This window comes from Dyadobacter sp. CY323 (assembly GCF_021390245.1).
In the GTDB taxonomy this organism is placed as follows: Bacteria; Bacteroidota; Bacteroidia; order Cytophagales; family Spirosomataceae; genus Dyadobacter.
In genome coordinates this window covers 640,148-665,501 of sequence record NZ_JAJUXH010000001.1, presented here as the reverse complement: position 1 = coordinate 665,501, position 25,354 = coordinate 640,148, and the positions used below count along the sequence as shown (strand labels likewise).

20 protein-coding genes are annotated in these 25,354 nt (G+C 46.3%); 13 read left to right on the top strand and 7 right to left on the bottom strand.

All coding sequences use genetic code 11. From position 1 onward, the window contains the following. Positions 1 to 69: 69 nt before the first annotated feature. Positions 70 to 1,200 carry an AraC family transcriptional regulator gene (locus tag LZG72_RS02895; protein WP_233867289.1) on the bottom strand — a complete coding sequence of 377 codons (1,131 nt, stop codon included), beginning with the start codon at positions 1,198 to 1,200 and terminating at the stop codon, positions 70 to 72. Here LZG72_RS02895 and LZG72_RS02890 point away from each other — a divergent pair. From LZG72_RS02890 to LZG72_RS02875, 4 genes are all read left to right on the top strand, one after another. Next, entirely contained in the window at positions 1,199 to 3,043 is a 1,845-nt protein-coding gene (locus tag LZG72_RS02890; protein ID WP_233867287.1) for an alpha-amylase family protein, read from the top strand. The two genes, LZG72_RS02895 and LZG72_RS02890, sit on opposite strands and share 2 nt — an antisense overlap. A 127-nt stretch (positions 3,044 to 3,170) precedes the next feature. After that, entirely contained in the window at positions 3,171 to 4,193 is a 1,023-nt protein-coding gene (locus tag LZG72_RS02885) for a hypothetical protein (RefSeq protein ID WP_233867285.1), read from the top strand. Continuing rightward, positions 4,187 to 5,023, top strand: a complete 837-nt coding sequence (locus LZG72_RS02880) for a GNAT family N-acetyltransferase (protein ID WP_233867284.1) — start codon at positions 4,187 to 4,189, stop codon at positions 5,021 to 5,023. The genes LZG72_RS02885 and LZG72_RS02880 overlap by 7 nt, the downstream gene beginning before the upstream one ends. A gap of 29 nt (positions 5,024 to 5,052) precedes the next feature. Beyond that, positions 5,053 to 6,900 carry a MutS-related protein gene (locus LZG72_RS02875; protein ID WP_233867283.1) on the top strand — a complete coding sequence of 616 codons (1,848 nt, stop codon included), beginning with the start codon at positions 5,053 to 5,055 and terminating at the stop codon, positions 6,898 to 6,900. A 2-nt stretch (positions 6,901 to 6,902) separates the two neighbouring features. Here LZG72_RS02875 and LZG72_RS02870 read toward each other — a convergent pair whose 3' ends face one another. Beyond that, on the bottom strand, positions 6,903 to 9,311 hold the full coding sequence (locus tag LZG72_RS02870; RefSeq protein WP_233867282.1) for an ABC transporter permease: 2,409 nt from the start codon (positions 9,309 to 9,311) through the stop codon (positions 6,903 to 6,905). A gap of 262 nt (positions 9,312 to 9,573) precedes the next feature. Between LZG72_RS02870 and LZG72_RS02865 the strand changes: the two genes are divergently transcribed. Then, positions 9,574 to 13,404, top strand: a complete 3,831-nt coding sequence (locus LZG72_RS02865; RefSeq protein ID WP_233867281.1) for a PVC-type heme-binding CxxCH protein — start codon at positions 9,574 to 9,576, stop codon at positions 13,402 to 13,404. Next, positions 13,404 to 14,600 (top strand): sialidase family protein, encoded by a 1,197-nt coding sequence (locus tag LZG72_RS02860; RefSeq protein WP_233867280.1) that lies wholly within the window; start codon positions 13,404 to 13,406, stop codon positions 14,598 to 14,600. The genes LZG72_RS02865 and LZG72_RS02860 overlap by 1 nt, the downstream gene beginning before the upstream one ends. Before the next feature lie 15 nt (positions 14,601 to 14,615). Here LZG72_RS02860 and LZG72_RS02855 read toward each other — a convergent pair whose 3' ends face one another. Beyond that, positions 14,616 to 14,828: a hypothetical protein gene (locus LZG72_RS02855; protein ID WP_233867278.1), complete on the bottom strand. Its 213-nt coding sequence runs from the start codon at positions 14,826 to 14,828 to the stop codon at positions 14,616 to 14,618. Between the two features lie 120 nt (positions 14,829 to 14,948). Here LZG72_RS02855 and LZG72_RS02850 point away from each other — a divergent pair, with 120 nt between their 5' ends. The 5 genes from LZG72_RS02850 to LZG72_RS02830 are packed head-to-tail and all read left to right on the top strand — an operon-like array spanning position 14,949 to position 17,342. Beyond that, positions 14,949 to 15,185, top strand: coding sequence for a hypothetical protein (locus LZG72_RS02850; protein ID WP_233867276.1), 237 nt, complete (start codon positions 14,949 to 14,951; stop codon positions 15,183 to 15,185). After that, positions 15,182 to 15,589, top strand: coding sequence for a PIN domain-containing protein (locus LZG72_RS02845; RefSeq protein ID WP_233867274.1), 408 nt, complete (start codon positions 15,182 to 15,184; stop codon positions 15,587 to 15,589). Before LZG72_RS02850 ends, LZG72_RS02845 begins: the two co-directional genes overlap by 4 nt. A gap of 19 nt (positions 15,590 to 15,608) precedes the next feature. Further along, the gene (locus tag LZG72_RS02840) at positions 15,609 to 16,859 is read left to right on the top strand and encodes a Na+/H+ antiporter (RefSeq protein ID WP_233867267.1); all 1,251 of its coding nucleotides are present in this window, start codon (positions 15,609 to 15,611) and stop codon (positions 16,857 to 16,859) included. A gap of 4 nt (positions 16,860 to 16,863) precedes the next feature. Beyond that, positions 16,864 to 17,154, top strand: coding sequence for a Dabb family protein (locus LZG72_RS02835; protein ID WP_233867265.1), 291 nt, complete (start codon positions 16,864 to 16,866; stop codon positions 17,152 to 17,154). An 8-nt stretch (positions 17,155 to 17,162) separates the two neighbouring features. Then, positions 17,163 to 17,342 (top strand): hypothetical protein, encoded by a 180-nt coding sequence (locus tag LZG72_RS02830; protein ID WP_233867263.1) that lies wholly within the window; start codon positions 17,163 to 17,165, stop codon positions 17,340 to 17,342. A 128-nt stretch (positions 17,343 to 17,470) separates the two neighbouring features. Here the strand turns inward: LZG72_RS02830 and LZG72_RS02825 are convergent, their stop codons facing one another. The 4 genes from LZG72_RS02825 to nirB all read right to left on the bottom strand — a co-directional run bounded on the left by LZG72_RS02825 (position 17,471) and on the right by nirB (position 22,914). Continuing rightward, the gene (locus LZG72_RS02825) at positions 17,471 to 18,151 is read right to left on the bottom strand and encodes a response regulator transcription factor (RefSeq protein ID WP_233867261.1); all 681 of its coding nucleotides are present in this window, start codon (positions 18,149 to 18,151) and stop codon (positions 17,471 to 17,473) included. Between the two features lie 23 nt (positions 18,152 to 18,174). Then, positions 18,175 to 19,605, bottom strand: a complete 1,431-nt coding sequence (locus tag LZG72_RS02820; protein ID WP_233867259.1) for an ATP-binding protein — start codon at positions 19,603 to 19,605, stop codon at positions 18,175 to 18,177. A 247-nt stretch (positions 19,606 to 19,852) separates the two neighbouring features. Next, the gene (nirD, locus tag LZG72_RS02815) at positions 19,853 to 20,212 is read right to left on the bottom strand and encodes a nitrite reductase small subunit NirD (RefSeq protein WP_233867257.1); all 360 of its coding nucleotides are present in this window, start codon (positions 20,210 to 20,212) and stop codon (positions 19,853 to 19,855) included. A 185-nt stretch (positions 20,213 to 20,397) separates the two neighbouring features. Further along, entirely contained in the window at positions 20,398 to 22,914 is a 2,517-nt protein-coding gene (nirB, locus tag LZG72_RS02810) for a nitrite reductase large subunit NirB (protein ID WP_233867256.1), read from the bottom strand. Positions 22,915 to 23,187: 273 nt separating this feature from the next. Between nirB and cobA the strand changes: the two genes are divergently transcribed. After that, the gene (gene cobA, locus LZG72_RS02805) at positions 23,188 to 23,943 is read left to right on the top strand and encodes a uroporphyrinogen-III C-methyltransferase (protein WP_233867502.1); all 756 of its coding nucleotides are present in this window, start codon (positions 23,188 to 23,190) and stop codon (positions 23,941 to 23,943) included. A 23-nt stretch (positions 23,944 to 23,966) separates the two neighbouring features. Further along, the gene (locus tag LZG72_RS02800; protein ID WP_233867252.1) at positions 23,967 to 25,325 is read left to right on the top strand and encodes an alginate export family protein; all 1,359 of its coding nucleotides are present in this window, start codon (positions 23,967 to 23,969) and stop codon (positions 25,323 to 25,325) included. Positions 25,326 to 25,354: the final 29 nt, after the last annotated feature.

Sequence of the window (25,354 nt, the reverse complement as noted above, 5' to 3'; positions counted from 1 at the left end):
AATTGATTATAAAGCAAAATTAGCTAGCTTGATTAGGACAAAATACTCGAAAAAGGTTAATAAATAGTCCTATCCGACGGACTGGAATTTTTTGGGCGTGTGCCCGTGGTGTTTGGCAAATAACCTGCTGAAATGACTCAGATTCGAAAAACCCAGACGATAGCCGACCTCAGAAACCGCCATTCCCGACTGTTTCAACATAGAAGCTGCCTCCTCCATTCTGGCCGTTTGATAGTAATTGTAAATGCTGTCCCCAAAGACCTGGCGAAAAAGCACCTTCATTTTCGTTTCGCTCATGTGCGCGACCCGCGACATTTCACGGAGGTTTGGAGTGACACTGAGGTCCGTCAGCATGATGTCGCGGACGGTCATCAGCTTCACAACGTCCGCGCTGTTGATCCGGCTTTCCTTTTTAGTCTCACGTTCGGTTAGTTTGACAAACAGCAAATAGAGCAATTCCTGGACTTTCACTTTGTAAAAGAACTTGTTCAGCGTGTCGGTCACATTTGTATCCGCAATGCTTTTCAGCGTTTTTTCAAAATCCGGATCGATCAGCACATGATAGAGAAATGTATTGTGTCCGTTCGTCATGCGCTCAATCAATGGATTTGGAGCTGCCAGATCCAGCAGTTCGGCCAGTACCGGAGCTTTAATGCCAATCACGGTGAAAATAATCTCCCTTCCTGCGGGAAACCGTATTTCCGAATTCAGGTCATTGGACGAAACTTCGATTGAAGAAGTATTGACTTTGGTACAACTAAAACTCCGCTCCCGGTTGGACAAGTTGTTGTTTGGCAATGCAGAACTGTAAAAAACAATAGTGACCAAATCGGAAAACGCGTCGGGTGCATTTCTCCGCAATACAAACTCCTCGTTGAATGTATAGTGATGAAGAATCAGCTTGAAGTTATCGCTGAAATCGATCTTGCGGATGCTGCCAGTACCCATTCGTTCGGGAATGATCAACTTGTTATCCTGTAATGGAATGTCGAACTGCTCCGAAAACCTGGCGAGAAAATTGAATCCGGGATTGGCTGTAAACTCAAAAATCATCGATTGAAATGCTCTTACTGGAACGTATAACCAGTTTGGTTGTGGGAATAAACAAGAAAATCCGCATTCGGTTCCTAAAAAACCGGAAAATCCGAGCCGCGAAGTGGATTCCGTGTAAGGCGCAGCAGTATATAAAATGAGACTCATGTGGGGAAAGCGAAAATATGCGGCTGATGAGCTGATTGTTTCTGTTGCGATAATACAACAGTTTACGTCTAATCATGTCCGGCATGGTCTTTTGAATGGGCGAACCCTGGAAAATCAAAACATGATGAAAAAGGGTTACAACCAATTACTTCTGATATTCTTATTGTTGCCGGGATTCGCCCACGCTCAGACCAAACTCGCAAGCGTTGATCTGAACAACAATGCCTGGTACAAAAACAGCATCATCTATAACCTCGAAGTCGGGGTTTTCAAAGATAGCGACGGAGACGGGCGTGGCGACTTCAACGGGCTCACTCAAAAGCTCGACTACCTCACTGCTTTAGGTGTCGACGCGATCTGGCTCGCCCCTTTTCAGCCTTCACCCGGCCAGGACGACGGGTACGATGTCGCCGATTTTTATGGTGTCGAAAAAAGGCTGGGTTCGAGCGGGGACTTCGCCGAATTCATTTTTCAGGCGCAAAAACGGGGGATCCGGGTCATTATGGACCTAGTCCTGAACCACACTTCTACGCAGCATCCCTGGTTTCAGAATGCACGCACCGGCCCGCAGTCCAAATACCGCAACTGGTATGTATGGTCGGAAAAGTTGCCGAAGGATTATGACAAAGGTATGGTGTTCCCGGGGGTGCAAAAAGCCGTTTGGACAAAGGATTCGGTGTCGGGACAATATTACTATCACCGGTTTTACAACTTTCAGCCCGACCTAAATTACGCAAACCGCGAAGTGGTCCTGGAATGCCAGAAGGTCATCGGCTACTGGCTGAATCAGGGCATTTCCGGGTTTCGCCTCGACGCGGTACCTTTTATTATCGAGCTGCCGAATTCCAGTGCGGACAAACCGAAACTTGATTTTGACCTCCTGATGGACCTCCGCCAGTTTGCACAATCGCGAAAAGCCGACGTAATGATCCTCGGTGAGGCGAATGTAATGCCGGAAGACAATGAAAATTACTTCGGGAAAAACGGAGAAGGAATGCAGATGATGTTCAATTTTTATGCGAACCAACATCTGTTCTATGCGCTCGCAAGTGGCAACCTGGAACCGTTCAAAAAAGCGATTACCGAAACCAAAACCATCCCAGATGCCTCGCAATGGGCGCATTTCCTGAGAAACCACGATGAGATTGACCTCGGAAGACTGACAGACAAGCAGCGCCGGGAAGTGTATAAAAAGTTTGGCCCTGACACAAATATGCAGCTCTACGACCGGGGGATCCGTCGTCGGCTAGCGACCATGCTGGGAAATAACAAGAACCATATCAGGCTGGCATACAGTCTTTTATACTCTCTCCCAGGCACGCCGGTGGTTCGTTATGGCGATGAGATCGGGATGGGTGACGATCTCCGGTTGAAAGAGCGTACCTCTGTCCGTACGCCCATGCAATGGACTGCCGACAGAAATGCGGGCTTTACGTCGGCCGACTCGGCATTTCGTCCGGTGATCGACTTCGGCGAACACGATTTCAGGAAGGTGAATGTGGCTGCGCAGTTACGGGATACGTCTTCGATGCTGCATTGGACCACCAGGATGATCGCATTGCGCAAATCCTGTCCTGAGATCGGTTTAGGAACTTATACCGTACTGGAAACCGGCTCACCGTTCGTTTTCGGGATCCGGTACGATTTCGAAGGAAGCTCGCTGGTGATCCTGCATAATTTCAGTGAAAAACCCCAGCAAACCTCAGTCACGCTGCCCGGCACAAAAACGCTTTTTGATCAGATAAATACAAATGACGTGAAAGCATCTTTGGGAAAATATATGGTCCCACTCGCCGGATATGGGTATAAATGGTACCGTGTAGATCAGGCGGTACGTAACTGACCGGCGTCGGAAATAATGAGAAAACAGGATAGTTTAATGGGTTAAACATATTGTATCAGGACGGAAAGTAGATGTAACCGTTCGTTGCGCTTTAAGCTGATAAACATACATTTATCCGGCCTGAAAAATGAAAAAACTACTCTTCTTACTCGTCCTGTTATCTTGTTACAGCTGCTGGCTCGATCCGTTCCATGACAAAAAAGATGGGGAATTTTTAAAAGATGTGGTGCCGCTGACAGAATTTAATTCCGAGTATGACGACTACAACTCCAACCTTGCGTCCAACAAATACGGCGAAATTGACCTTACTTTTTCTTCCAAAAGAATCAAAAAAGATTTTCTGAACCTGGTCAATTTTCAGACTGAGTTCAAGTATGATAAAAGACTGTCGCTGCAAAAGTTCGTACACCGCAACCAGAGCGATGTGTTTGATGACATTAGCGGCCCAACGGAAGGTTATATTTCCCGGGCAAATGGAGATTTCAACGTCTATGGCCCCAAATCGCTTTCCTTCATGTACGATCTCGTCTCCCGAGGTAACGTGACAGGAGCCCCTGCGAAAGGTTCGATGTTTTTTTACGCCGATGATTCGGAGGGCAATATGGAGATTAAATACATGATCAATAATGAAAAAGGGATCGAGGGCCCATTCAAATTCGATCTTTTAAATTCTCCGAAAGACGATGGCTACCCCAGTTTTTCTTTTGACGGGGACAAAATTTATTTTAGCTCGAACCGCGATGGAAACTTTGACATTTATGAGCTGAGCACCCCCCCGGTTCCTCAAACAGAATCTCCAACGGTTGAAACACTGATACATCCTAAAACCTATACGCTGCGAAAAATGGAAGAATTTTCCAGCCCTCAAGATGACAAAACCCCTTATTTTCAGGATAATACCATGGTGTTTGTTTCCGACAGGCCAGGCGGCAAAGGCGGATTTGATATCTATTATTCGAAGCTCGAAAATGGCAAATGGTCTCAACCGGTGAATGCCGGTGACCGGATCAATACATCAAATAACGAATACAGGCCGATTCTTCCCAATCTGAATAATTTCAGCTACAACCTCATGATCTTCTCTTCCGACCGCCCGGGCGGCAAAGGCGGGTTTGATCTCTACATGACCGGGTTGACGAAAAAATGGTGACTATCAGGCAGATGAGCATGGCGGATTTGCCATTATGCAGGCATCTGGTGGAAGAAGCAGGCTGGAACCAGCTTGATACCGATTGGCTGCGGGCCATGGAAATGCAGCCGGACGGATGTTTTGTCGCCGAAGTAAATGGTGTGCCGGTTGCGACTACTACCACGTGTTGCTTTGGGGATGTGGCATGGATCGCGATGGTTTTGGTGGACAAACAAATGCGTGGCCGGGGAATCGCAAAACAGCTTTTAGAACATGCGATCGCATTTCTCGACCATTTAAAAATGGCTACCATCCGGCTCGATGCAACCGTTTTTGGTCAAAGTTTGTATCAAAAACTTGGTTTTAAAGACGAATATGAGGTGATCCGTTTTGCAGGAATTGTAAACGGATCTTTTGACATCAGGATTAATCTGAATCAGGCGCAAGACGCCGGAAAAATCGCCAAATTAGACAGGCAAATTACGGGTACACATAGACAAGCATTTCTTCAAAACCTTCTTAATGCCGTCGACTGTCCGTTTTTTGAGGCAATGGAAATGGCTGAGATCGTGGGTTATGCGGGCTGTCGGCAAGGTCGGAATGCTATCCAGATTGGCCCGGTTGCGGCAATGGGCAGTGGAGCCGGAATAAGCCTGTTAAATGCAGTTGCGTCCTGTTTTCAGGGAAAGAAAGCTTATATTGACATTCCGGTTCAAAATATCCAGGCCGTTTCCTGGGCCGAATCGCACGGTTTCACAGAGCAGCGAAGGTTTGTGAGAATGTACCGCGGCACAGAAATCCACGATTTCCCGGAGCAGATCTGGGCAAGTTCGGGCCCGGAAAAAGGCTGACCCTCCATCAGGTAATTTATAAAGACACAATGAACATTTATCAGGATAGAATTGAAGGTTACAAGCAAACCATTTCGCAATCCGCCAAAAGATTAAAGGAACTTTCGTTTTTCCGGCTGATTGTATTTGTTTTTTCAATAGCCATTATTCTCGTTATGGCCAGTGAAAAACAGTTGGTAATCGTTTTGCTGGTTTCTACTGTTTGTATTCTTGTTTTTTCACTGTTGTTAAAGGAATATAATAAGGTTGACTATTCGAAAAAAGACGCGGAATTTTTGAGAGAAATCAATGAAAATGAATTATTAAAACAACAAAACAAATTAGCAGGATTTCCAACCGGCCAGGATTTCATTGAACGCGATCACGCTTATGTTTCGGATCTTGATATTTTTGGGACACACGCACTTTTTCAGCAGATCAACCGGGCAACAACCGAATCCGGAGAGGCGTTACTGGCAGAATGGCTTTCCGAACCCGCTACAAAAACAGTGATCCTGGAAAGACAAAAATCCATTCAGGAACTGGCACCAAAGCTGGACTGGCGGCAGGCTTTCCAGGCGTCGGGAATGCATTCAAAAAATGCCAAAAGTAATTATAACAAATTGATCAGCTGGATTGAAGAACCGGTAGTTTTGCTCCCGGAATCGACTAAGAACCTGTCAATCAGCATCCTGCTGGCTATACTTTCCACTTCTGCAGCAGTCTATTTTGTGTATGGATTAATTGTTTTGCTGGACGCGTTTTCAATTAAATACATCATTCCATTAGTAATAACTCTTTTTATCAACTCCCGATTTCTGAAAAGATTACAGCCCATTGCAGAGCAAATCATTGAAAGTACGCAGCATAACATCCAAACTCTGGGCGGATATGAATCGCTGATCATTACAATTGAATCTGAAACATTTCAGTCTAACATTTTAAAAGAACAACAATCTGTTTTTAGTAAAAACGCCTATTCAGCTTCCGGAGAAATTAAAAAGCTGAAAAGAATACTTGAAATTTTTCAGCAGAAAGGAACAAAAAGAACTGTCGGTTCCAATGCATTCTACTCCATATTTAATTCATTATGGATCTTCGATGTTTACCTCATTATCCTGACCGAAAAATGGAAATCTAAAAATGGATTATTGGTACGGCAATGGGCTTCTGCTGTAAGTGAATTTGAAGTTTTGAGCAGTCTGGCAGGCTTTACTTATTCCAATCCTGCATTCACATTTCCCGAAATCCTGGACGAGCCGTATACCATCGAATTTGAAAGTCTGGGACATCCGCTGATCGCTTCCGGGAAACGCATTACCAACGATTTCAAGTTGAATGGACGCGGCCACATTGCCATGATCACCGGCTCCAACATGGCTGGTAAAAGTACTTTTCTGAGAACAATCGGAATGAACCTGGTACTCGCGCTGACCGGTGCACCCTGCTGCGCGAAATCCGGTCGGGTATCGCAAATGAAAGTATTTACGAGCATGCGGACGCAGGATAATCTGGAAGAAGGCGTTTCGTCGTTTTATGCTGAGTTGAAAAAAATTGAACAGCTTTTGAAGCTGATCGAAAGTGGAGAAGCGATCTTTTTTCTGCTGGACGAAATGTTTAAAGGTACCAATTCGCAGGACCGCTACAAAGGCGGCGTGTCGCTGATCAAGCAACTAAGCGAACTGAATGCGTTCGGGATTATATCCACCCACGATCTGGAACTGGCCAAACTCGCTGGAAATCACATGATTGTGGACAACCTCAGCTTCAACAGCGAAATCCGGGGCGAAGAAATGATCTTCAATTACAAGCTCACGCAAGGCATATGCAAGGATTTTAATGCCAGCGAGTTAATGCGAAAAAGCGGCATTAAAATCCTTACCGATATGGATGTGTGACCTTATTCTGATCGGAGCGATTTCACAGGATCGGTCATCGCGGCTTTCAGCGATTCGTAGCCGGCCGTAACTCCCGCCACCAGAAACGTAACGAAGATCGCAATCGACATCACATCCAGGCCGATCGGGATCCGGTACTCGTAATCCCGCAGCCACGCCTGCATTAAATACCATCCGAGCGGCGCCGCAATAACGAACGAAACCGCGATCAGCAAAGCAATTTCTTTGCCGAAAATAGCCAGGATACCCGACAGGCTCGCCCCGAGCACTTTCCGCACGCCGATCTCCTTGGTTTTCTGAGAGGCCATGAATTTTACGAGACCATACAATCCGAGGCAGCCGATAAAAATCGCGATCAGTGAGAATGCGCGGATGAGTTTCAGCATGATGTTTTCCAACTGATACGCTCTCTGAATTTGTTCATCCATAAACGATTGTTCGTACAGATATTCCGGAAAATACCCATTCCAGAGCTTTTCAACCGATTTCATGGTCTGATGAAGGTTCGTCGAGCTGAGTTTGATTGCGCAGTTGAAATGGTTATCCTTCCAGGTGAAAATTGCAACCGGATCGATCGCGCTTTTAAAGGAGGTGTTGTTCCAGTTTTTTAATACCCCGTAAATCGGTGCAGATTTCCCCCAGATTTTAAGGTTCTTGCCAATGACATCCTGCGGATTTTTCACTCCCAGCTTTTCAACTACCTTTTCATTAACCAGATAACCGTGCGTCGTATCGCTCGCCGGAATGTTCTGACCGGCAACGAGTTCAAGGCCAAAGGTTTTCATATAATGATCATCCGCAATCTTTGTGTTTATTTGCCAGAGCTCGTCTTTCTGCCGCGAATCAAAACGCAAATTGCTGGTATTATTGGAATTTGTGGTAGGTAAAAAAAGGCAGAATGTCGCGTCCGAAACACCCGGGATTTCAAGTAACCTCTGACGAAAAGTAGCCTGGTTGACTTTATCCGGCGTGGGTATCTGAATGCTGGCAATGCCTTTCGTTTCATACCCGACAGAGCTCGAAAGCATGTAATCCACCTGATTGTTTACCACAATGGTACAGATCACGAGGAGCTGGATCAGTACGAACTGGAACACGATCAGCCCGCGGCGTAAAGAAATCCCCCCGATGTGCCGGGTTGTAATGTCGCCTTTGAGTGCCAATACCGGCCGGAAACCAGCCAGGATCGTGCCCGGATACGAGCCCGCAGTAAATACAACAAACACAAACAATCCGATTAAAAACGACCACAACATACCATCAGCCCAGTCAATCGACTTTGGCCAGCCGCCCGGTTGATCGAGCCACTCCGAGAGATTGGGCAAAACATAAGATGCGACGACCAACCCTGCTGCCATCGCAAACAAGGTAATCAGCATTGTTTCAAGCATGAACTGGCCAAAAATCTGGTTTTTAGTCCCTCCTACCGCTTTCCGCACCCCCACTTCTTTCGACCGGCGCAGTGCCTGGGCCGTAGCCATATTGATGAAATTGAAGCAGGCTGTGATAATCAGGAAAACCCCGATAGCGCTCATGATGTAGATCCATTTCATCGGCATGGAACCGTAATACCGTTCGGAATGATGTACCTCCCTGAACGAGACCAGCGGGTGTGCATACGATTTGTAGTCGTTGCCGTGATATTTTTTGTTCAATGCAACCAGCTGCTTTTCAACCGTTTTTGGGCTGTATTTCTCAGGCAAAAGCACAAAACAGTACGTGTTTGAATTTACGCCTCCCCAATGGTCGAGGCCGCTGCCGCCGTAGCTGAACTTTGGATTTGCAGTCAGCGTCTCAAATGAAACAAATGATTCATAGGGTAAGTCTGTGTTGTCGGCGGGGTTATCGACAATGCCGGTCACTTCCAGGTTCAGCTGATTATTCAGCCGGATAATCCGTCCGATCGCATTCTGGCTCCCAAAATATTTTTCCGCCAGTCCCTTGCTCAGTACGATGGTATTGGGCCGGCTGAGTGATTTTTTAGGGCTTCCCACCTGCCAGTGCGCGTCGAAAATGGAGAAATATTCCGGATGCACATAGGCCAGCATCGGACCTTCTTCTTTGAACTTTTTGACAATTTTGCCATCGTTCCCAATGACCGACAAAAACGGATTGTAATTTTCAATGCACATCGTGGACGTCAGCGAGGGCATTTCAGTCCGTACCGCTTTCCACATGGGCGTGGGCACACCACGCGAATAACTCGTTCCATCAAAATGGAACTCCGTAGTTATCTGATAAATGCGATCGAAATTTTTATGAAAATGATCATGCGTTGTCTGAAAACGGATAAACCAGAAGACGATCAACGCGCAGGCCAGGCCAATGGACAATCCTGAAATATTGAGGGCCGCGTAAAGGCGGTTTCGAAGGAGGTTACGCCAGGCAATTTTAAAGTAATTCTTTATCATGAGGAACGGAGATGGTATCGGAATTCTTGCAAAATATTGATTTCATGAATATCATGCCATTAAAGTAACCAATTCATTACCAAAAAGTTAACGGATAAAAAGTTGTTCATTTCTGGACATCCGGTGTCCGGCTCTCCGCCGATGAGACTGTAATATCGGTCAGGACAGCACAGGACAATATCCCAGATTTAAAGGGAAAATATTGAATAACAATAGAATTTATTGATTTATTAATAAATTGATCAGTACCTAAATCCTGAACATGCAATTACCTTTCCCCCGGCTCCTTTTTGCCATTTTATGCATTTCCCCGTTTTTCACGGCTAAACTGGCTGCACAATCTCCGAATCCTGGTTTCGTCCCAGAAAAAGGCGACCATATCGTATTGCTGGGAAATACATTTGCCGACCGGATGCGGCATTATAATTATTTTGAAACGCTTCTTCAAAAGAGTTTCCCGGACAAGCAGCTCACGTTGCGAAACATGGGATGGAGTGCGGATGAAGTGGGTTTGCAGCCACGTCCCTTGAATTTTCCGGGCTTTGGCGAAAGAACACCCCGGCTCACCGAGGGCCAAACGGAGATAAAATTCAAAAGTTACACCCTGGAACAAGAAAAGATTATTATGCCGGTGGCGCTCAATTTCTCAGGCTTAAACCAGGACCTGACCGACCAGAAAGCAGACATTGTTTTTCTATGTTTTGGAATGAATGAGGCATTTAAAGGTCCTGCTGGTTTGCCTCAGTTTGAAAAGGATCTGAATGCATTTATCCAAAATTTGCAAAGCAATAAATACAACGGAAAAGCTGCGCCGAAACTGGTTCTCGTCTCCCCGATCGCGCACGAGAACCTGGGAACTCATTTCCCAAACCCGGCTGAACATACTAAGAACCTGGCTTTGTATTCCGCAGCAATGCAAAAGATCGCCGCGAATAAACGCTTGTATTTCATTGACTTATTTGCGCCGTCGCTGGCTAAAATGCAGTCAAAACACGCCGAACCAATCACGATCAATGGCATTCACCTGAACGATACCGGTTACCGGCTCGCTGCTGGATGGATGGCGCAATCGCTGGGTTTTTCCGCCAAACCCAGCTTCGATTCCGATTATGATCAGAAACTGCATGCAGTGATTAAAATGAAGGACGATCACTTTTTCTACCGCTGGCGTGCCGTGAATGGCGAGTATATCTACGGACGGCGTCGCGAACCGTTTGGCGTCATCGCATTTCCGCCGGAGTTGCGCAAGCTGAATCAAATGACGACTGCATTGGATTCGGTGATCTGGGAAATGGGGATTTCTAAAAACGTTACTGCATTTAAAAAAGCAATGGATATCATTGACCGGCGCGGCAAACCCATTGATCCTGCATTACTTACCGACATTTCAATGACGGGCCGGCAAGGTGAAGCCGCGAAAGCAGCCGCTCACGAGCATCACGAAAAAATGTGGCCGGCCACGACTGAAAAATTCAAATTGCCGAAAGGATATGAGATCAATTTGTTTGCCTCGGAAAAAGATTTTCCGATCGAGAAGCCGGTGGCGATGAATTTTGATGCGAAAGGAAGATTATGGGTCGCTACCATGCCGACTTATCCGCAGTACTTTCCGGGCATTCCGGTGCATGATAAAATCGTGATCCTGGAAGATACCGACGGCGATGGGAAGGCCGACAAGCACACCGTTTTTGCAGATGATCTGTACCTTCCATTGGGTTTTGAATTTGGAAACGGCGGCATTTTTGTAGCGCAGGAACCGGATATTGTTTTTTTGAAAGACACAAATGGGGACGATAAAGCCGATGTGAGAGAAGTGGTCCTGAGCGGTTTCGGTTCCGAGGATAGCCACCATGCCTCGCACGCATTTACGTATGGTCAGGATGGTGCGCTGTATTTTAATGAAGGCACATTTCTGAACACGCAGGTGGAGACACCGTACGGCCCGATCCGTTCCTATGCTGGCGCTACGTATCGTTTTGAGCCGCGCACCGGCAAGCTTTCGCATTATATTTCTTATCCTTACTACAATCCCTGGGGCAGTGTTTTCGATAAATGGGGCACCCACCTGATCGGCGACGCCTCCGATGGCTCCAACTATTTTGCCCCGCCGATGACCGGGAAAGTGAACTATCCGGACAAACATCCGCGGATCAATATGTTTACCGAAACGAGGGTGCGGCCCACGGCAGGCATTGAAATGATATCGAGCCGCCAGTTTCCGGACGACGTGCAGGGTGACTTTCTGGTCAATAACAACATTGGTTTTCAGGGTACCAAGCAGCACCGCGTTATCCAGCAAGGCTCCGGGATCTTGGGTAAAGAAACTGCCGAGGCATTGCTGCAATCGTCGGACCCAAATTTTCGACCCATTGATCTCGAATTCGGGCCGGATGGCGGCGTTTACATTGCCGACTGGTACAATCCGCTCATTTCTCACGGTGAAAATCCCCCGCGTGACCCGGCGAGAGATAAATCGCACGGGCGGATCTGGCGCATTACCTATCAGGAAAAACCCCTTTTAAAACGCGTTGATATTTCCAAACAATCTGTTTCTGAACTACTTGAAAACCTGAAAGTGCATGAAGATCGTTTCCGGTACCGAACGCGGACGCAGCTTCGCGAAATGTCCGCAGCCGAGGTGTTGCCTGCATTGAAAAAATGGGTAGCGACATTGAATAAAAACAATCCGGATTATGAGCTGCATCTGCTGGAAGCTTTGTGGATTTATCAGGATTTCGACGTTGTTGAAATGGATTTGCTAAAAACCGCATTAAACGCAAAAGAGCCCCAGGCGCGAGCAGCGGCCACAAAATTGGTCCGTTTTTGGTACGACCACCTGCCCGGTGCATTGGATTTATTAAAGCCGAGATTAAATGACGAATCGCCGCGGGTAAGGCTGGAAGCGATCGTTGCAATGAGCTTTTTGGAATCGGTTCCGGCCGTTACTGCCGCGCTGGACGTTTTTAAATATCCTACCGATTACTACCTGGACTATGCCATTCACGAAACGTTCCGGCATTTGAAACCGGTTTGGCTGGCTTCTCTGCAACAAGGAAAAATTACTGGGAAAGCAGAAAACTACTTGCTCACTCTCCTCAACAATGCCGAACTGAGTGCATTACCAAAATCCCCGGCGAAGCTGGCATCAATACTTACCCGACCGGATTTTGATTTAAAACAAAAACAGGATGCTGTTTCTCAACTCGCTGAAAATCAAAACACAAATACTGTAAAAATACTGACCAATGCGATCAGGAATGAGAAAACAAACACACCTGCACAAAATGATCTGATACGCATTCTGTTTGCTTCCGATCAGGGTGACCTGGCAAAAAGCAAGGCTGAATTACAAAATATTGTCAAAACAGATACCAGTAAAGTGATGAAAGTCATCGCTCATGCGGCATTGATTTCGTCGGACAAATCGGGGCAAACCGGACAGCATTTGGCTGCCGATAAAAATGGCTACATCGCCCAAATGCCGGAAATTGCATTGCCCATTTATATGGATTTGACAATCAGTAATAGCACAGATAAAACCCAATCTACCCGTGAGTTTGTGGCATCCCTGGAAACGTTGCCAGCCGATGTCCGGAATTCGGCGGCGTTTGCCAAGGCCATTGTAGAAATGAAAAAACGGGCGGCACGGGTTCCTGAAACAGACCGAAAGGAAGTGTCTTCGCTTTTGGAAGCAATGGGTACGTTGGAAATCTCGCTGAATGCAATCGAAGCCAAAATGGCTTTTGACAAACAAGAATTGCAGGTTCCGGCGGGAAGGAAAGTATCGCTGACATTTACCAATCCGGATGTGATGCCGCACAATGTAGTGATCGTAAAGCCGGGTACCGAGCAGAAAGTAGGCGAAGCCGCCGACGCAATGGCTAACCTGAAAGACGGTTTTGAAAAGAATTTCATACCCAATTCCACCGATATTCTGTATTTCACGCCACTGGTTAATTCGGGACAGAATTTCCGTTTGAATTTTACGGCACCTGCACAAGCCGGGAATTATCCGTTTATCTGTTCATTTCCAGGACACTGGCGGGTCATGCAGGGAATTTTAAAAGTAACAGAACCCCCTAAAAAACCCTGATGAATCCGACCTTTCTTAAAATAGTACCTCTTGTACTAGCCAGCTTTACCTTTCACGCCGCAACCGCGCAAATGCCTGACTTTTCAAAAGTTCCGGGGATTATTGTAACCCATAGCCCGGCTTCTTCCGGGCAATATCTCGGCTCTCCGAGCATTGCCATTTTACCGAATGGGGATTACGTGGCTTCCCATGATTTTTTCGGGCCGAAATCAACGGAACATGTCAGCGCGATCTCACGCATTTTTCGTTCGTCGGATAAAGGGAAAAACTGGAAGCAAGTTTCGGAAATCAATGGACAATTCTGGTCAAAACTATTTGTGCACCAGGGAAATCTGTATTTGATGGGGACTAACCGGCATCACGGGAATACGATTATCCGCAAGTCTACCGACAATGGCGCAACCTGGACTACGCCCTCGAATGGCAATAATGGTTTACTAAAAGAGGGTGAATACCATTGTGCGCCCATGCCGCTCGTTGAGCATAACGGGAAGTTATGGCGTGCGATGGAAGATGCGGCCGGGCCGCCAAAACAATGGGGCAAACGGTATTCCGCATTCATGATGTCCATTCCGCTTGACGCAGACCCGATGATCGCTGCTAACTGGACTTCATCCAACATTATGCGTTTTGATTCCACCTATCTGAATGGACATTTCACCGGCTGGCTGGAAGGTAATGCGGTTTTGTCGCCAGATGGAAGCATTGTGGATATTCTGCGTGTCGATGATAAAACTGCGCTGGATGAAAAGGCAGCGATTGTAAAAATAAGTGCAGATGGAGAAATGGCTACATTCGATCCAAACAACGATTTTATCCCATTCCCGGGCGGAAGTAAGAAATTTGCGATCCGCTACGATCCAAAATCGAAACGTTACTGGACGATCAGCAATTACATTCCCGACGAAGTGAAAGCGGCGAATCCTGCAAAATCTCCGGCCAGTATCCGCAATTCCCAGGCACTTTTCAGCTCTGCGGACCTGAGGAACTGGACATTCAAAAAACAATTGCTACATCATCCGGATGTTGCCAAACACGGGTTTCAGTATGTTGATTGGCTCTTTGAAGCCAAAAACATCATTTTTCTTTCACGAACGGCATTCGACGATGGACTTGGCGGGGCACATAATAATCATGACGCCAATTTCATGACATTTCACCGGATCAAAAACTTTCGGAAGATGGCGAAAAAGTAAGGATTGGACTGATCTTTAAAACGATCTGAAAATCAGAAGAACCGCCACGAACAAGACTGCGAAAACCAATAATTTTTCCTCAAAATCCCATTTTCGGGTCCAGCTAACCACTTTTCCCTCCACAGCGTTCAACCTGTTCAGAGGAATAAAAGGAACACGAAAACGCAATACATTCGAAACAATGTACGATTCGTCCGTGGCTGGGTTTTGGTTGCGATCTTCGGCCATGATTGGTTGTCTTTTTTTGTAACTGAAAAGTAGGGATTTATTGAAAAAAAGACAAAAGGTGTTTTTCATAGATTCGATCATTACCGAGCTAATTATTATCTTTGATAAAAGAACAAAACCATGCAACACACTTTTCAAATTAAGTCTTCAAACCTGAACAGCAACTTTATCGAGTCTGTCCGGGCAATGTTTGGCGATAAAGAGCTTAAAATTATCGTTGAGGATGTTGAGAAGAATACTGCCGTTACCCAAAAGGAGTTATACAAAAAATCTCTGCCTGTAATCGACCGGTTCAGGAATGTGACAGTTGATTCCAATCTGGACTTGTCAGCACTGGCCAACGAAGTAAATCTATGATTTACTTTGACACGGACGTTCTGATTAATCTTCTCATTCCGCAAGATTCCGCCAAACACAAGCTGGCAAAAAACCTTTATCAAGATTCGACGGAACGGGAGCAATTTTTTATTTCCCTTTTATGCCTGCAAGAAACGGCTTTCGTTCTGCAAAGGCTTGGTCAACATCCGGATGATATCGAGGCTATGCTCGCGGCTTTCTTAAATTTCCAGCCTGTCCCCTATTCAATTATGGAAATGGAACGGGCGATTTACCTTGCAAAACGGATTGGTTTTCAAAACATCAATGATTGCCTCCACACTGCTATTGCCGAAACTCACTGTTCCAAGCTACTAACTTTCAACAAAGCTGATTTTAAACGCATTGGGAACCTAGCAAATATTGAGATTACATTGTTGCAATAGAGATCCATATCTTTGCTCAATGGAAAATTACAGTATCGTTATCTTCATTCTGGCTGTGATGATTGGTCTTTCGGCTATTTCCGACCGGATCAGGATCCCTTCCCCGATTTTGCTGATTGTTGCCGGAATGGCAGTCGGTTTTATTCCGGAAATACCCGAAATCAGTTTAAATCCGGAAGTTGTTTTCCTGATCTTTCTGCCCCCGCTGCTTTACGACGCGGCGTTTAATATCTCCTTCGATCATTTCAAAACCAATATCAATACCATTGGTACCCTGGCGGTGTGGCTCGTTTTCATTTCGGCGACGGGCATTGCAGTGGTCGCACATTACATGATCCCCGGCATGACCTGGTCACTGTCATTCGTTCTCGGCGCGATACTTTCGGCTACGGATGCTGTGGCTGCCATGAGTATCACAAAAGGTCTGGGACTTTCACACAAAACCACCACCATCCTCGAAGGTGAAAGCCTCATCAACGATGCTTCTGCATTGGTGACGTACCGTTTTGCGGTTGCAGCGGTGACCGGTACCGCATTCGTATTCTGGAAAGCAGCATTTGATTTTGGGGTACTGATGCTGGGCGGCGCACTGGTGGGGCTGGTAATGGGCCGCATCCTTTCATTCATCATCTCAAAAATCCAGGACAACACGCTGGCAACGATCAGTTTCATGCTGCTGACGCCTTTTGTTACGTACCTGATTGCGGAAGAATCACATGTTTCGGGTGTGATCGCGGTAGTTATTTTGGGTTTAAGTATTGCAAAATTCAGCAACAAAATTTTCCCAAAAACATTGAAAACGCAGTCGAAAAACATTTGGGACATCATTATTTATCTTCTGAATGGGCTGATCTTCATTTTAATTGGCCTGCAATTTCCTTTTGTAATTAAAAGTATCGCGGAAGACCAGGTACTCCCTAATATCGGTTATGCTTTTATTATTACAGTTATCGCATTGGTACTGAGAATGCTGCGGGTTTTTGGGCAGCAGATGAGTTTGCAAAAGGGTTTTGAAACCGGCCGGGGCAGGATCACCGAAAACGCATTGCTGGATTTCAAGAACAGCCTCATTATCAGCTGGTCGGGCATGCGGGGAATTGTTTCACTCGCGATTGCGATCGGATTACCCGGTAAATTGGGCGATGGCAGTCCTTTTCCTGAAAGACACACCATTATTTTCATTTCAGTGGTGGTCGTACTTTTCACATTGATCGGTCAGGGGCTGACGTTACCCTGGCTCGTAAAACGACTTAATATTTCTAAACCATAACTTCATGATTTTCCATTCCGTATTCCTGAAACTCAAACACCCGAAAGATTCAGAAAAAGAGACGCTTTTTTTAAATGCTGCGCGTGATTTGCAAGACATTCCAGGCGTCCAAAATTTCAAAGTTCTAAAACAAACCAGCCCGAAAAACCAGTTTGAATACGGTCTATCCATGGAATTCGATAATCAGTCTGATTACGACGCCTACTCCATTCATCCTGACCACGAGAGGTTTATTAAGGAATTCTGGATCCCGGATGTAGCTGATTTTTTGGAGATTGATTATCAAGAGTTGTAATTTGGAACATGGAAGAGAAAAGCGACTTAACAAAAAAAATCGAGGCGTTGCTTGCAGAAGGTCAATCTGCAATAAACGATGCCCGGTCCTATCTGATCAGTCAGGGAGAATTAGTGGATCTTTCGGAATGGGTTACTTCAAGGAATATTGCAGACGATTTCAGATTAAAAGCATCGAAACGGTTTTGAACTGGATTAATCGCGGCATCATTCCAAAAGAAAATGTGGTGGTCGTGGAGGAATTTAATAATACCAAACTGATCAAAGCAATCCCGTATCAGGTTGCTTCAAAAGTGTCCTGATAAAAACCGGATCATTCAAGATCGCCCGCCTTTCGACGCCAGACTAATCAACTCCGCGGTATTTTTCACATTCGCTTTCCTCATAATGCTGGCGCGCTGGTTGGCGACGGTATTCGAACTGATGTCGAATTTTTCGGCGATGTCTTTGCTGCTCATACCTTCTGTTAAGCATTTCAAAATCTGCTGCTCGCGTGGCGTGATGATATTCCAAATGGACTTACCCTCGGTTTGATCAGTTTCTGTAGCGACGGCAGGTGCGGCATACCGGATACTTTCTTTCAACAAATTCCGGATAATAACGGATGACGCATAAGGCGGAAAGTACAGTTCACCTTTGGCAATGCTGCGGATCGCGCTCAACAGTTCATCCCGGCTGGTATCTTTCTGGAGATAACCCGATGCCCCGTTCTTCACGGAGGAAATCATGTAATCCGGGTTGTTATGCATACTGAAAACCAGAATGCGGGAATTCGGAAACTCGGGAACGATCTGGCCGATGACTTCCATTCCCGAAACGCGTGGCATCGTCAGGTCTAGCAGGATCACATCCGGTTTCGTTTTTTCAACCATATCCCAAACCTCGTCCCCATCCGAAGCCTCACCTGCTATCTCAATATCTTCCTCATCTTCGAGCAGGGAAATAATCCCCTGACGAACCACAGAGTGATCATCCACAACTAAAATCCTGATCGGCATTGACGAAATGTTTTTTACAAATATTAGAAATCCACTTTTACAATCAACCTCGTCCCACTGTTAATTTCCGATATTATTTCCATTTCCCCATTCATCAATTGCGCCCGGGTACGGATATTCTCCATTCCATTGTGGTTGTAAGCAAACTCCTGATCCGGTTTTAGATTATTCAGATCAAAACCTTTTCCATCGTCATTGACTTCGAGAACCACCTGCATTTCGCTTTGTTCGAGGCGGACGAGAATGTGTCCGGCCTGAGAATGTTTCACCGCATTATTCAATGCTTCCTGCGCGATGCGGTACAAACCGGTTTCCATAGCCCGTCCAAGTTCCGGCTCTCCGGTTGTCTGTTCTTCAAACTGAATGTCGATGCCTGATGAATTGCTTGTTTGCTCGCAAAGTAGCTTCAATGCTGCCGCCAGCCCAAAATCGTTCAATACCGAAGGCATCAGATTAAACGAAATTTGTCGGGTAGTTTGAATCGTGTCGTGTATAAGTGAAACAAGCTGGCCGAATCTTTTCCTTTGCTTTTCATCGCTGAACTCCATGATTTTCAACTTTTCGGCGTGCAGTTTCAGTCCGGTCAGCATTTGGCCGATGCCGTCGTGAAGTTCTAATGCAAACCTTTTCCGCTCTTCTTCCTGACCTTCAATCAGCGCCGCCGCGCGGATCCGGTCTTCAGCCATTTGCATTTCATATTGCTCTTCCTGCAATCGTAAAAGTTCATTCTGAGCTTCCAGAAGGTGTTTGTTAGCTTCCTGAAGTTGGTGGTTAGCCGATTGCAAAGCCCCCTCCGATTCGGTCAGCATCCGCACTACCCGTCTCGTTGTATTCACCACAGGCCTGAAAATCAGCAAACCTTCCGCCAAAAGCACCAGGATCGTCATGATATCCAATATCCATTCAATCCGTTCCAGGTTTTCGAGCCGCTGAAAACTTTCCTTGTCAAACTGAAACACAATATTGTTCATTTGAGAAAGGAACATCGGCTCATTTCGTAAGATCCGCGACAATGCTTCCAGACGAGCCTCAGGCAAGATAGTACGGTCCCTGATCCGTATAAAATCATGATGCAGCGAATCAAAAACGGGATCAATATGGCGGAACATGGTATCCAGTGCGGCACTTTTCCAGGTTGCAAAACCATCCCCGACAGGCAGTTTATTCCTTATAAGATCTTCATGGCTTTGTTTCCAAACCGTCAATAGCGAATCAAAATCCGCGGGATCAGCAGACCTTTTCCCCTCCGTTTCCAAGATCGCCAGCTTCGTAAGACGTTGACTGAGCATCCGTTGTCTACCCGCCACGTTTACGATGCGGCTATCATGATTGAGCCCACTGATCGTCCGCCGGATCAAGAATAACCCACTGACCGTCAGCATCGCCACCACAAATAATGCCACTACATAAAACCGGGTAAGACTTCCGGCTACCCTATTGTCAAGTCTTTCCATCGAGCGGTTGGGTGTTGGATGTGAAAGGTGAGATGTGAAAAGTGAGATGTGAAAGGTGGAATGTGGAATGTGGAATTTGAAAATTTAACTTAAAATTGAAAACGGACAAGCTTCTCACATCCCACATCCCACATCTCACATCTTACATCTCACATCTCACATCTCACATCTCACATCTCACATCTCACATCTCACATCTCACATCTCACATCTCACATCTCACATCTCACATCTCACTTCCAACATCTCACTTCCCGATCCCAATGTAAATCAAATTCTCTTCAACCATCACCGGGAAGGTATTAATGGCGTAATTGTCGTCGTTGAGGCACTTTCCGGTTTGCAATGAAAAGGTTTTTTTGTGAAACGGGCAAGCTACTTTCGGCTCGCCTTCGTGGCTCCCGATCATTCCGCGCGAAACGGCCATTTGCTGCCTGTGCGGACATTGATTATCCGTCGCAAACCACTCCCCGCGCCTGCTGAAATTAAAAATAGCGATTTGTTTCCCATTAATCAGCGCACACCCGCCGCCATCTTCGGGAATATCATTTACGTGGCAGGCTTTATGCCAGGTAAGTTTTGTTGCAGTATTGTCTTGTGAGTACATAGGAGTTGGAATTTGAATATTAAATTGGTAATGAAGCAAGTTTTGTGTTTGGGCGATGGGAGCCTTTTCCCCTAAATCCCCTAAAGGGGACTTTTAGAAACGGGACTTGTTAGAAAAGGACACCCTTATGCATTAGTAGCTAAAAGCGAGCCCCCTCTCAGGGGGCCGGGGGCCGGGGTCGCGGGTCAAACCCACTCTTTCGCCTTCTTCTGCTCCCGCATAGTATCGAACGTAACGGATGGGTCTTTCTCAGGGGTGTTTACAAAATGGGTAAATCTTTTTCTCAGCTCGGGATTCCGGACTACTTCCTTCCATTCGCATTGATAGACATCGATCAGCTGCTGGATGTCGCGTTCCAGGTCGGCGGCGATCCCGAGCGAATCCTCCACAATCACAGCCCTGAGGTAACTCATGCCGCCTTCCATTTTATTGAGCCAGGTAGCAGTTCTTGCCAATGGATCTGCAGTTTTTATATAAAACATCAGGAAGCGGTCGATGAGGCGGATGCACATTTCTTTGTCAACATCGGTGGCTAGCAATTGCGCGTGCTGCGGTTTGGATCCCCCATTTCCGCATACGTACAAGTTCCAGCCTTTTTCGGTCGCGATAATCCCGAAATCCTTGCTTTGCGCCTCGGCACATTCGCGGATGCAGCCGGATACTGCCGATTTGAGTTTATGCGGGGAACGCAACCCTTTATACCGGTCTTCGACTTCAATGGCAAAACTCACCGAATCTTGCACGCCAAAACGGCACCAGGTGGATCCTACGCAGCTTTTTACAGTTCTTAACGATTTCCCATAGGCATGTCCGCTTTCAAAACCGGCCTCGATCAGCTCCTCCCAGATCGAAGGCAGGTCTCCCAAATGCGCGCCGAACATATCAATGCGCTGACCGCCGGTGATTTTGGTATATAACCCATATTTATAAGCAACCTGCCCGATCACGATCAGCTTTTCAGGCGTAATCTCCCCGCCTGGGATCCGCGGTACGACGGAGTAGGTACCGCCTTTCTGAATATTGGCAAGGTAGCGATCGTTCGAATCCTGGATCGGTGCGCGGTCTTTTTGCAAAATACTTTCGTTCCACAAGCTGGCAAGTACCGATGCTACCAAGGGTTTGCAGACCTCGCAGCCATCGCCATGTCCAAACTCATCCAAAACAGTCCCATATGTTTTCAATCCGGCCATTTTTACCAGGTCCAGCAATTCCTGGCGCGTGTAATTAAAGTGTTCGCAAACGACATTTCGTACATACACACCCTTTTGTTTCATCACGCCTGCAATGATATCCTTCACCATCGGCACGCAACCGCCACAACCCGTCCCGGCTTTGCAGCATTTTTTTAAAGCATCGACGGTATGATGCCCATTTTCACCGATTTCGTGGCAAAGCATTCCTTTGGTAACTGCTTCGCATGAGCATATCAATGCATCGTCCGGGAAGCCCATTACACCCGCGCCAGCCTCCTCGCCGCCCCTCGATCCCAGGATCAGATCTTCGGGATCAGGTGGCAAAATGGTTTTATTCTTAAATGTCTGCAAAAGCATGTTATACTGACTCGCGTCGCCGACGAGAATACCGCCCAAAAGCGTTTTTCCATCCTCACTTATATTGACGCGTTTGTAAATGCCTTTTGCTTTATTTTCGAAACGGATCGTTTTACAGGCCGGTTCTTCAATGAATGGATCACCAAAACTCGCCACATCGGTCCCGATCAGTTTCAGTTTGGTAGACATATCGTAAGGCAAAAACTCCTTTTCACCACCGGCGATCCTGGTCGCCACCACTTCGGCCATTTCATACCCCGGCGCGATCAGCCCGTAAATCATATGATGCGCCAATGCACATTCCCCAATTGCGAAAATGGCCGGATCGGATGTTTGCAGCTGATTATTGACAATAATACCGCCACGAGGATGCGTCTCCAGACCTGCGATTTTGGCTAACTCATCTCTGGGTCTGATACCTGCCGAAATCACCAGCATATCCACCACGAGCAGACTGCCATCGGTGAATTGCATGCCTTCAAGGCAATCGCCCCCGGTTATTTCCTGGGTGCTTTTGCCTAAATGGATCTGCAATCCAAGCGACTCCAGCTGGTTTTTCAACGTCCGCGAACCAGCCTCGTCGATCTGTCTGGGCATAAGCCTCGATGCAAACTCGACCACATGCGCCTCCTGCAAACCTAAATCCAGCAATGCTTTTGCGGCTTCCAAACCAAGTAACCCGCCGCCAAGTACAGCACCTTTCTTTGCTCTCGCAGCATGCGACCGGATCATTTCCAGATCTTCAATCGTGCGATATACAAAAACCCCATCTTTTTCAACACCGGGAATGGACGGAACAAATGCACCAGAACCGGTGGCTAATATGAGGTAGTCATAATATACTACATGTCCATGGTGAGACCGGACGCACTTTTGTTCGCGGTCGATGTCAACTACCGGATCAGAAAGCAACAGTTTAATGCCATTTTCCTGGTACCATTCCTTGCTGGCCAGCGAGAGGTCGTCCGCGCTTTTCCCGGCAAAGAATTCGCTTAGATGTACCCTGTCATAGGCTTCACGCGGCTCTTCACCAAAAACGGTGATCTGAAAAACCTGATCATTTTTCTTGCGGGACAACAGTTTTTCGCAGAATTTATATCCGACCATTCCGTTGCCTGCAACTACAATTCGAGTGTTAGTAATGGAGTACATAGTATTTTTTAACTATTAAATTATAACAACAATTGTAAATTATATAACTTTTTAAATATAATGTATTTTAATGTGTCAAATGTGATGATCAAATGTAAATGGCAAATAGTTAATTTCCTAATCATATATTCTTCTTTATAGTCAAAAACAAATATAAATTTGGTAAAACTATTGTTTTGTAAAATATTACATTTAATTTTGATCCCATAGTTAACGTAGTAATTATATACTATTCATAGTACATTTCTAATATCAAACACTCCATTACATATGATGACGCCAAAACTTACACTAGTCGGAGCCGGGCCGGGAAATGCAGAGCTGATCACTTTAAAAGGGATGAAAGCATTGCAGCAGGCAGATGTAGTATTGTATGATGAGCTCGCCAATCCGGAGCTGCTGGAATTTGCGCCAGCAGAAGCCTTAAAAATGTATGTAGGCAAAAAAGCAGGCAATCCTTCCTTCTCTCAAAATGAGATCAATGGGCTGATCGTCAGGCTTGCACGGAAGCGAGGACATGTGGTAAGACTCAAAGGCGGCGACTCATTTGTATTCGGCCGAGGTTATGAAGAACTGGAATATGCACGCGAGCACGGAGTAAAAGTGGAAGTAATACCGGGCGTTTCGAGCTGCATTGCGGTACCTGCATCTCTGGAAATCCCGGTTACCAGCCGTGGTTATAGCGAGAGTTTTTGGGTGATCACCGGAACGACCCGCCATGAAGAACTTTCGGACGATATGCAGCTGGCGGCGCAATCCAAAGCGACCATAGTGGTTTTAATGGGGATGAGCCGGTTGCAGGATATTTGTGATTTGTATAAAAAATTCGGTCGGGCGCATTTGCCAATGGCCGTGATCCAGAATGGAACCTGGGAGAATGAAAAAAGTGTGATCGGGCAGGTTTGGGAAATGCCGCGACTTGTGGAAGAAAATGGAATTGGGACGCCGGCGATTATGGTAATAGGTGAAGTAGTGTCGCTGCATCCCTCGTACGCATTGGATTATCTGCAAAGCATGCAACTGGTTTAATATCAGCCTTTAACTCCCATTTTATGAAAAAGAACGTGTACCTGCTCTGGCTGGGTATCATCGGCATCGCCATGCTCGGCCCCCATAAAACACTGGCCCAACTGATTGTCTTGGGACAACTCAGAACCCGCACCGAACTGCTGCAAGGTCAGGGAACTCCGCTGGCAAAAGGAGAAAAACCTGCTTTTTTCACCTCACAAAGAACACGGCTGAATGCGGGTTACAAGGGGTATCGTTTCCATTTTTTCGTGGCTGTTCAGGATGTTCGGGTTTGGGGACAAGATGCTTCTACCAACAACCGGATCACCAATTCGGCATTAAATGGGCTGATGCTGCACGAAGCCTGGGCGGAAATCAGTTTGCTCGATACAGCCAAAACAAAGCTGGGCAAGGAATTCGCATTGAAAATAGGCAGTCAGGAATTGCTTTATGACGACAGCCGCCTGCTCGGCAACCTGGATTGGCTGCAACAAGCGAGACGTCACGATGCGGCAGTTTTGAAATGGGGCGCCAACAATTTTACCGCACACATGGGAGTTGCGTATAATCAAAACCGTGAATTGAAAACGGGCACTTTATATGACGGCGTTCCCACCGCATATCCGGCCGGCACCAATGGGATCGGTACCATGTACAAATCGATGCAGTTCATTTATTTAGGTAAAAAACTAAACCGTGGAATAGTCTCATTTCTGGCATTGAAGGATGATTTTCAAAAATATACATTAAAACAAAGCGGTGAAAAAACGATACAAAACGGTACCTGGAACCGTGTTACAGTTGGCCCGTATCTGCAGCTTAAACCACATCCATCGTGGAATGTAACGGCGAGCGCGTACTTTCAAACAGGGAAGGATCGCGACGGTAAGTCACTGAATGCCAATATGTACTCCGTGCACGGATTGTATACGGTAAACAAATTTTTCTCCATCGGCCCCGGTTTCGACCATACCTCAGGAACCGGCGCTAACTCTGCGAAAAACAGGACATTCGATCCATTATATGGCACGCCTCACAAGTTTTGGGGACAAATGGATTATTTCTATGCGGCCAATGGTTTCGGTAAAGGCGGACTTTCGGATCTGTATGTAAACAGCGTCATCAAAGCCTCAGAAAAATTCTCTGTTTCGGCTGACTATCATCACTTTTCGAGCGCGGAAACGATTCACAATGCGAAAGACGAAAAGCTATCTGCCAGTCTGGGAAGCGAGCTCGACATTATTGCGAATTATAATTTAACCAAGTCTATCAGTTTTCAGGGAGGTTATTGCACCTATTTTACAACTTCCACATTAGCATACGTTAAAAACGTTGCCAATCCTTCCAAAATGGCAAACTGGGCGTATTTGATGATCAACATTAAACCTGAATTTACCAGGTAATCCACTTCAATCTCTCAACTCTTATTACA

Excerpts from the sequence above, each read along its gene's own strand:
- LZG72_RS02835 (WP_233867265.1), top strand. The coding sequence starts at position 16,864 with ATGATTTTCCATTCCGTATTCCTGAAACTCAAACACCCGAAAGATTCA.
- LZG72_RS02855 (WP_233867278.1), bottom strand. The coding sequence starts at position 14,828 with ATGGCCGAAGATCGCAACCAAAACCCAGCCACGGACGAATCGTACATT.
- LZG72_RS02880 (WP_233867284.1), top strand. The coding sequence starts at position 4,187 with ATGGTGACTATCAGGCAGATGAGCATGGCGGATTTGCCATTATGCAGG.
- LZG72_RS02875 (WP_233867283.1), top strand. The coding sequence starts at position 5,053 with ATGAACATTTATCAGGATAGAATTGAAGGTTACAAGCAAACCATTTCG.
- LZG72_RS02870 (WP_233867282.1), bottom strand. The coding sequence starts at position 9,311 with ATGATAAAGAATTACTTTAAAATTGCCTGGCGTAACCTCCTTCGAAAC.
- LZG72_RS02865 (WP_233867281.1), top strand. The coding sequence starts at position 9,574 with ATGCAATTACCTTTCCCCCGGCTCCTTTTTGCCATTTTATGCATTTCC.
- LZG72_RS02890 (WP_233867287.1), top strand. The coding sequence starts at position 1,199 with ATGTGGGGAAAGCGAAAATATGCGGCTGATGAGCTGATTGTTTCTGTT.
- LZG72_RS02850 (WP_233867276.1), top strand. The coding sequence starts at position 14,949 with ATGCAACACACTTTTCAAATTAAGTCTTCAAACCTGAACAGCAACTTT.
- LZG72_RS02885 (WP_233867285.1), top strand. The coding sequence starts at position 3,171 with ATGAAAAAACTACTCTTCTTACTCGTCCTGTTATCTTGTTACAGCTGC.
- nirD (WP_233867257.1), bottom strand. The coding sequence starts at position 20,212 with ATGTACTCACAAGACAATACTGCAACAAAACTTACCTGGCATAAAGCC.
- cobA (WP_233867502.1), top strand. The coding sequence starts at position 23,188 with ATGACGCCAAAACTTACACTAGTCGGAGCCGGGCCGGGAAATGCAGAG.
- nirB (WP_233867256.1), bottom strand. The coding sequence starts at position 22,914 with ATGTACTCCATTACTAACACTCGAATTGTAGTTGCAGGCAACGGAATG.
- LZG72_RS02820 (WP_233867259.1), bottom strand. The coding sequence starts at position 19,605 with ATGGAAAGACTTGACAATAGGGTAGCCGGAAGTCTTACCCGGTTTTAT.
- LZG72_RS02840 (WP_233867267.1), top strand. The coding sequence starts at position 15,609 with ATGGAAAATTACAGTATCGTTATCTTCATTCTGGCTGTGATGATTGGT.
- LZG72_RS02895 (WP_233867289.1), bottom strand. The coding sequence starts at position 1,200 with ATGAGTCTCATTTTATATACTGCTGCGCCTTACACGGAATCCACTTCG.
- LZG72_RS02830 (WP_233867263.1), top strand. The coding sequence starts at position 17,163 with ATGGAAGAGAAAAGCGACTTAACAAAAAAAATCGAGGCGTTGCTTGCA.
- LZG72_RS02860 (WP_233867280.1), top strand. The coding sequence starts at position 13,404 with ATGAATCCGACCTTTCTTAAAATAGTACCTCTTGTACTAGCCAGCTTT.
- LZG72_RS02800 (WP_233867252.1), top strand. The coding sequence starts at position 23,967 with ATGAAAAAGAACGTGTACCTGCTCTGGCTGGGTATCATCGGCATCGCC.
- LZG72_RS02845 (WP_233867274.1), top strand. The coding sequence starts at position 15,182 with ATGATTTACTTTGACACGGACGTTCTGATTAATCTTCTCATTCCGCAA.
- LZG72_RS02825 (WP_233867261.1), bottom strand. The coding sequence starts at position 18,151 with ATGCCGATCAGGATTTTAGTTGTGGATGATCACTCTGTGGTTCGTCAG.